This window comes from Micromonospora sp. NPDC049230, assembly GCF_040647875.1.
Classification (GTDB): domain Bacteria; phylum Actinomycetota; class Actinomycetes; order Mycobacteriales; family Micromonosporaceae; genus Micromonospora.
The window spans coordinates 63,466-71,270 of sequence record NZ_JBEZCZ010000039.1; the positions used below are offsets into that span (position 1 = coordinate 63,466).

Annotated in this window: 4 protein-coding genes; all 4 read left to right on the forward strand. The window is 67.5% G+C overall.

Annotation, left to right across the window (positions count from 1 at the left end; genetic code table 11):
- Nucleotides 1-71 precede the first annotated feature (71 nt).
- Nucleotides 72-992 carry a DUF2637 domain-containing protein gene (locus AB0A95_RS27185; protein WP_357558578.1) on the forward strand — a complete coding sequence of 307 codons (921 nt, stop codon included), beginning with the start codon at nucleotides 72-74 and terminating at the stop codon, nucleotides 990-992.
- Nucleotides 967-1,368 carry a hypothetical protein gene (locus AB0A95_RS27190; RefSeq protein ID WP_357558573.1) on the forward strand — a complete coding sequence of 134 codons (402 nt, stop codon included), beginning with the start codon at nucleotides 967-969 and terminating at the stop codon, nucleotides 1,366-1,368. The genes AB0A95_RS27185 and AB0A95_RS27190 overlap by 26 nt, the downstream gene beginning before the upstream one ends.
- The gene (locus tag AB0A95_RS27195) at nucleotides 1,365-2,831 is read left to right on the forward strand and encodes a tyrosine-type recombinase/integrase (RefSeq protein ID WP_357558574.1); all 1,467 of its coding nucleotides are present in this window, start codon (nucleotides 1,365-1,367) and stop codon (nucleotides 2,829-2,831) included. The genes AB0A95_RS27190 and AB0A95_RS27195 overlap by 4 nt, the downstream gene beginning before the upstream one ends.
- A 102-nt stretch (nucleotides 2,832-2,933) precedes the next feature.
- A complete protein-coding gene (locus AB0A95_RS27200; protein ID WP_357558575.1) occupies nucleotides 2,934-7,481 on the forward strand; it encodes a helix-turn-helix domain-containing protein in 4,548 nt (1,515 codons plus the stop codon).
- Nucleotides 7,482-7,805: the final 324 nt, after the last annotated feature.

A 7,805-nucleotide genomic window follows, 5' to 3' on the forward strand; every position in this document is an offset into this window, starting at 1 on the left:
CGACGGCACCGGCCACTGACTCGAACGCGGGGGTGCGGGGTAGCCGCGTCGAGGGCGTCGTCCAGGTCGTCATCATGCTGGCCATTGGGGGCGCAGCCGGAGCGGCCAGCTTCACCCACGTGCACAACGTCGCCGCTGCGCACGGCCAACCCGGCTGGCTGGCTTGGGCCGACGCGATCGTCCTGGAGCTGATGTCCATCGCCTCCGGCCTGGAACTACGCCGCCGCAAACGCGCTCACACCTCCACCGTGTTCCCCGCGACCGTGCTGGCGTGTGCGGTCACTCTGTCCCTGGCGGCGCAGGTCGTCGAGGCCGAACCCTCGGTCATCGGGTGGATCACCGCCGCCGTACCCGCGCTCGGTTTCCTCGTCATGGTCAAGATCGCCCTCGGCCGGACCAGCACCGTCACGCCCGCCCCTGCCGTGGCGGTGGTGGACTGCCAACCGGATGAGGCCGGATGGACCCGTCCGGACAGCGGACCGGACGAGACGGCCCGGTCCGCTGTCATGGCGGGGGAGCGGTCCAGCAACCGGACCGTCCGCTCATCGGATGCTCGTCGTCACGGGGGCGGACGGGAACGGCGGCGGCGAGCGGACCGGGGACCGTCTCCGCAGCCGTCCCGCGCGGTGGCCGAGCTGCTGCCAGCGGCGCGAAAGGTCCGGGACCGGCTCTCCGCAGACGGCCAGGCACTGACCCGGGCAGCGCTCGCCGAAGCCCTCCGCGCAGCCGATCACACCGTGTCCAACACCCGAATATCCGAACTGCTCAAGACCCTCAAGGTCGAGTCGTCGGCACTACCCGGACTGATCGTGAGCCCGGTCATGCCGACCAACCCGACGTCACCGCCTCTGTCACCGGAGCGGCGCGATGGTGGCGGAGCAGCCACCCCTGCGCCGGTCGACCCCGACAGGGCTACCCCGCTCCTACCGCACAGCCATCCATCTCATAACCAGGAGAACCCTGATCATGAACAGCCCAACGAACCCCGCTGACCAGACAGCCCGCACCACGACCGACAACACCACCGCGCCCAGCGTCGGGCAGGTGTGGACGATCGAGCGCATCCGTGCCCTCGGCGTGACCACCACCCTCGCCACCACCGCATCGGTGCTCGGGATCAGCCGATCCCAGGCGTACCGGCTCGCCGCCACCGACCAGTTCCCTGTACCGCTGATCCGGGCCGGCAGCCGCATCATCGTCCCGGTCGCCGCCCTGCTCCACCTCATCCAACCCGAACCCGCCGCAAATCGCAGTGGGCGACTTGATGCCGACGCGAAGGTAAGCGTGGATGCGATGACCCTGCCACCAGCGGATTCCACCCGGCACCGCTGGCGGCACCATACGAAGCATCCAGGAGACGATGAGTGAAGGGATCCACTTTCAAGCGCTGCGGCTGCCGCGACAGCGTCACGGGCCGGCGACTGGGACGCTCCTGTCCTCAGCTTCGCCGGCCCGGCGGCGGCTGGTCCCGCACCCACGGCCACTGGCACTGGCAGATCGAAGTCCCCGCCCGCGCCGACGGCACCCGCCGACCGCTCCGTCACGGCCCCTACGCCACCCAGGCCGACGCGGACGCCGTCCTGGACCGGATCCGGGCCGCGCTCGCCGTCCCCGATCCCACCGACGCGCACACCACCGTCAAAACCGGCGACCTGATCGAAACCGCCGTCAAGACCGGCGCGCCGGTTCCCGCCCCGGACCAGGTCCGGCGGGCGCTGCACCTGGACATCACCCCGACCGAGCTGCCCACGATGCAGGCGTACCTGACCGACTGGCTCGCAGGACGCAAGAACATCAAGGCAGGCACCTTGCGCTCCTACGAAGGCCACATACGGCTGTACCTGATCCCGCACCTTGGCCACCTGCGCATCGACCGGCTCCGCCCTGGCCACATCGACGCCATGTACGACGCCATCGCCGAACGCAACACGACCATCGCCACCCTGCGCGCCAGCCGCGACCCCGCCAAATGCGACCAGGTCAAAAACCAGCGGATCGTCGGCCCCAGAACCCTGCACATCATCCACGCCACCCTGCGCAAGGCCCTCAACGACGCGATGCGCCGCCACCGCTACATCGACACCAACCCCGCCCTCATGGTCGAACTACCCACAGCCCGACCACCCAAGCCCACCATCTGGACCGACCAACGCATCCGCACCTGGCGCGACACCGGCAAGACCCCCAGCTCCGTCATGATCTGGACCCCCGAGCACACCGGCAGGTTCCTCGACCACGCTCACGACGCCGGCGACCGGCTTTATGCCCTCTACCACCTGATCACCTTCACCGGCCTGCGCCGAGGCGAGGCCTGCGGCCTGCATTGGGACGACCTCGGCCTCGACGCCCACACCCTCACCGTCCGTTGGCAACTCGTCCAACACGGTTGGGCCACCGCCATCGACACACCCAAAACCACCGACAGCGAAGCCGCCGTTGCCCTCGACACCGAGACCGTCGCGGTCCTGCGCGCCCACCGCGCCCGGCAACACCGCGAACGCCTCGCTGCGGGTGCCACCTGGACCAAGACCGGACTGGTCTTCACCACCCCGACCGGTGAACGGCTCCACCCCGCCGACGTCACCGACCACTTCCACCACCTCGCCGAGCAAGCCGGACTACCACCCATCCGGCTCCACGACCTCCGCCACGGCGCCGCCACCATGGGCCTCGCTGCCGGTATCCAGATGAAGGTCATCTCCAACCGGCTCCGCCACTCAAGCCCACACTTCACCGCCAAGTTCTACGGCTCCGTCCTACCCGAACTCTCACACGCCGCCGCCGAAGCAACCGCATCCGTCGTGCCCCGTCGGCGCGGCGCCGGCATGTAGTCGGTATAGGTAACTGAACGGGGGCAGTAGATCCTCCGCGCAAGACATGTGCAATACAAGGACGCACTTGCACATGCCATATGCAGATGTAAGACTCGTGGCGTGACGACCCGACTCGAACTTGACATCCTCCGGATGCTGCGGCGATCGGCCGAACCGCTGAGCGGCCGGCAGGTGGCTGAGATTGCCGGTGTCGCGCCCAACACCGCGAACAGGTTGCTCAAAGCGCTACAGAGCCGCAATCTTGTTCAGTCGACCAAGGCAGGGCGGGCGACCCGGTGGACCACAACCGCAGACGTCGCTGAGCTCAAAGAAATGGAAGGCTCGCCGCAGAAGCGGGTAGCGTTCGTGGTCACCGCGGTCGAGCTGGAGCACACCGAGGTCCTCAACCGGCTCGTGAACGTCGAACGGGTCCGGACGAGCGACATCTGGATGGTGCGCGGCGAGGTCCCCGGCGACCATATCAACTGGACGATCTACCTGGCTCGCGCCGGGATGGGAAACGCGACGTCGGCAGCACTCGTCGGGCTCGCCGCACGCGACCTGCATGCGAACCTCGTCGCGTTCGTCGGCACAGCCGCCGGTTTGAGGCCAGCAGAGCACAGCCACCTTGACGTGGTGGTCGGGAGTAGGATTCACAATCCTTACGTCGGCAAACAGGTGCCGACCGAGTCCGGCTCTAAGCTCCTGGGCCGGGACAAGACGTACGTTGTGCCTGCGCCGCTGGTTGCTCTCGTCAACGCGTGCATCGCCGACAGCAAGTGGACACCATCTGCTCGCAGCCAGCACTACAACGCCAACCAGGCGCACGCCTACGTTGCGCCTATCGTGTCCGTCGAGGCCGTACAGGCTGACCCCGACGGCCCCATAATGCGGGAGATCCGTTCCCGGTTTCAGGACGCAGCTGCACTGGACATGGAATCGTTTGGCCTCGCTGCCGGTTCCGATATTCACGACCTTCCCGTCCTCGCCGTCCGCGGCCTTTCTGACTTCGTCGGTGACAAGGCCGAGGCGGGGAATGACGACCTACAGCCGCAGGCTGCCGGGAACGCCGCTAGCTTGCTGCGTGACGTCCTTGTCTTCGCTCACCCAGACGACTTCAAGCGCGGCGGGCCAACACCGCCCGCTGAGCTGCCTGGTCCCCACGGGGGGTCTGTCGCGGTCACACTGCCTGGCGCCGTCCAAATGTGGATGGACCGCCTCGAGCGTCGATCTCCAGCCCGAGCGCAGCGGGCGAAAGACGCCCTCGCCGAAATGCGGCGCGACGGCGTAACGGCAGCGACGTGGCTGAGTCGGGCGCTGCATCGGCCGCCGGCCTGGCTGCGTGAGGACGATACCGGTGACGGATGGGCACTCGTCTCCTCGCTTGCGTCGATCGCCGGCTCGAAGGTCGCATGGCGCGGGTTCGAGCAGGCAGCGGCGGCCGCGAAACTTACCGGCAACATCGACGCGAGCGCCTACTTCACCGTCACCGCGCGACTCGAACGCATCGGGAAGGACCCCGACGAGGACGACCTCGACAACGACAACGACAAGCCTGGCCCCGAAGCCATGGACGACTTCGACGGCGATGTCGTCGCCCGGTTCGGCGGCGTCATTGCGTTCTACCGCGCGGTCATTGATGGCGACCTCGCCAAGACCAAGGCGCGCGCGGAGGCAGCCATCGCCTCACTCGGTCTCACCGATCCCTCCGGCGTCCTGGGGGCGCCCGAGGAACCTGTCCCGGAGGTCGACCTCGACCCGGCGGTGCGAGACGTGATGGCGGCCGCGATGCTGCGGCAACTCGCGCAGATGATGCTGGCGCCCGGCGCGGCAGACCAGCTCGGTGTCCAGTCTGGTGTCGCCGCGCGCAGACCGCGCGGCAACCCGGTGACCCGGGACCTGGCCGACGACGGCCTGCGGCTCGCGCAGTGGGCGGTAGCCCTGCGCCCGAACGCCGAAGGGACACGGCTAATCCAGGCACAGACGATGCTGGGCGTGCTCGTCTCGATGTCCGGCCGGACCTCAGCCGACGTCGAGGACGAGATCTCCAAGCGGGCCAGGGTCGTGGAGACTGACGCGCTGCAGGTCCGAGATGTCCTACGGGAATGGGACGGCTCGTCGGGGAGCGCGTTGGCGGTCGCAGCCCGTGCCCGGTCTATCCAGGGCGACTTCGCGGGTGCCCTACGGCTGCTCCTTCCCGCACCCGACGGGGTCGCATTGCAGCGCGAAGCCAAGCACCCGGAGGTCGTACGCCTCGGTGCCTTCGTCGCGCGGGCCATGGGGAACGACGAGCTTGCGCTCGAGCTCGCCGCGAAGAATCCCGATCGTGTCGAGGGTCAGCTGCTGCGCGCTGCGGTGCTCAGCGGCCGCCCGCAGATGGCGAACGAGGCCAAGGACGCGCTGTTCGCTGCACTGGAGCAGTCCGCGGGCAAACACCACAGCGGCTTCCAGGCTCTGATGGCGCTCTCCCGCAGGTTCAACTCGCTCAAGGAGGCTGAGCAGGCCACGGTCATGCGTCACATCGACAGCCTCGGGCAGCTCGACCGTGACCTCGCGGACGTGATGCGCGCCCGGGTTCAACTCAGCCAAGGCGACCCGGAAGCGGCTCTGCGATACGTCCGAGGGCTGGAGCGCAACGAGCTCGCGCTGGAGGCCCACGCCGATGCGTTCATCGCCAGCGGCCGTCCCGAAGAGGCAGCCCAGCTGGTGTTCGATGAAGGCATGCGCCGCGGAGACATCCCTCTCGCGACCGAGGCCCTAGAGATCGCCATGGGCAACGGGCTCACGGAAACCGGCCGCGACATCGCGCTCAACCTCCTCGGCCGCGACGACGCCAAGCCCGTGCGCCTGAAGGCGCTGCGTGCTCTCCAGCAGATTGCCCGCAGCGAGAACGAGTGGCACGACGTCACGACCCGCACCCAGCAGGTCATCCAGGAATCCGCTGCCATCAGCCTCCCGGTTCCCGAGGTCGAGTATTGGCGGCTGGCTGAGGCTCTGTTCTTCCTGCAGAGATTCGATAAGGCACTGACCGTGCTCCTCGGTGCACCAGCCGTGAGCTTCAACGAGCGCGAGAAGGCTCAACTATTCCTCGCGACCCTCCGCTCGGCCCTCGACGAGCAGCGCTCACGCAGTGATGCAGACACCGGACCGACGGTCGCTGACCTCGGCGATCCCAAGGTCTACGCGATGTTCATGCGCGCCGCCGCCGATTGGGCCGACGACGAGCAGATCGCCGCTGCTGCGATGTCGGTCGTCCTCATGGCACCGAACGCCGCCCTCACCGACGTACAAATCGCCGACTTTCGCGACTACGCCGAGAAGTACTTCGAGCGGCATGGAGAGAACGCCTCCATTACCCAGATTAAGGTTGAAGACGACAACCTCGACCCCCTCATCGAGTTCCTCCGCAGCGGCGACGCCCGCCAACAGGCCCTCGAGGAGCTCTCACGCGAAGTACGTGCCGGCCGGTTCCCCCTCGCCGCCCTCACCGAAGCCGCAGGACGAACCTGCACCGAAAGCCTCATCCGACGCGACCTCGGTTACATCATGGCGGTCGATGACGACGACCGGGGCGAACAAACAGCACGGGAGGCCCTGGGACGCCGCGTCGTCGTCGACACCACCGCCCTCGTCGTCGCACCGTGGACCGGACACCCGTTCAAGAAGCTCGCCGCCCACCTGGACTCCGTCATCGTCCCAGCCCCCGTTCGCGAGGACATCGCCCGCGCCCGTAGCAGCCTCGCCATGAGGTCCACCGCCACCCTTGGTTGGGACACCCGTCAACAGCGCCCCGTCATCAGCAAAACCACGGCCGGAGAAGCACAAGCGCACGCCGACGCAGCCGAACAGGTCTGGGTCGACGTCCAAGGCCTCCAAGTCGCACCCGTCGCCGATACCACCCGCCGCGACCGCTGGCTCAGCGCCATCACCGTCGCCCAAGAACTCGGCGTCCCCATTTGGGTCGACGACGTCGTAATGCGACGCTTCGCCCGCGCGATGGGCGTCCCCGCATTCGGGACACTCGACCTCGTCCGAGCGTTCGCCGACGAGGACGGCTTTACTGCTGTGGTCGCGTCATTCCGTGAGAACAGGGTCGTCGACATGCCCATCGACGAGCCCTGGCACGGCCTTGCGAAGAACGCCGAGTGGAACGTCGACAGCTCATTCGCTCTTGCCATCTCCCGACCCGCCGCATGGCGCGACATCCCCAAGGCCTTCAACGAGTTCCGCTCGCTCATCCGCCGCCGCCCCCACGACATGGACCCCCAACAGACCGCGAACTGGGCTCACCTGGCAGCCAATGGACTCGCGATGGCCACCATCCCGCCGGCACGACCGAAGGCCGTCTCAGCGCTCCTGGCCTGGGTCATTTTCTTCACCGACCCATTCTTCACCGCAGCCCGCGGCGGCGCCGTCGCCGGTCCTGACCTGCCTGAGGGAGCAGGATGCGTTACCGAATTGATCATCACGGTCGCCGAAAACCTCCGCGATCACCACTACCCGGACGCAGATGCCCTGGAGCTGCTCGTCGACATCTTGAGTCGGGGCCTCCTTGACTCGATTGGGCCAGAAGGCACGAGCCGTATAGTCGCCGCCCTCGTGGGCCGACTCAACAATGAGGTGGGCAGTCGGGTGTTCGCGGCCTATATCCAATCGGTGGGTAAGTAGTTGTAGGACGGAAAGAGCAGGTGCGACGTATGTAGTGATGAATCGTGGTACGCGACGCCATGGGTCTGCCTGACCCGCTGTGGGCACGGGGCGAGCCGCTCATCGACGTCGCCGTGGCTCGCTGCGGGGATCGTCGATTATGCGGGGGATGGCATCCGTCGTGGCCGGGAGATGGCATTTGGGCGCGTTTCCCCAGCCAGATGAGAGCATGCTGCTCAAGCGTGCGTAGGGGTCTGCTGCACCGATAGGTGACACCTGAGATGGCTTGCCCTGTGGGCGGGCTGGAAGGATGTCGCTGTGCCCAAGCCCTACCCCCGAGAGTTC

Coding starts and splice junctions, on each gene's coding strand:
- AB0A95_RS27190 (WP_357558573.1), top strand. CDS start 967: ATGAACAGCCCAACGAACCCCGCTGACCAGACAGCCCGCACCACGACC.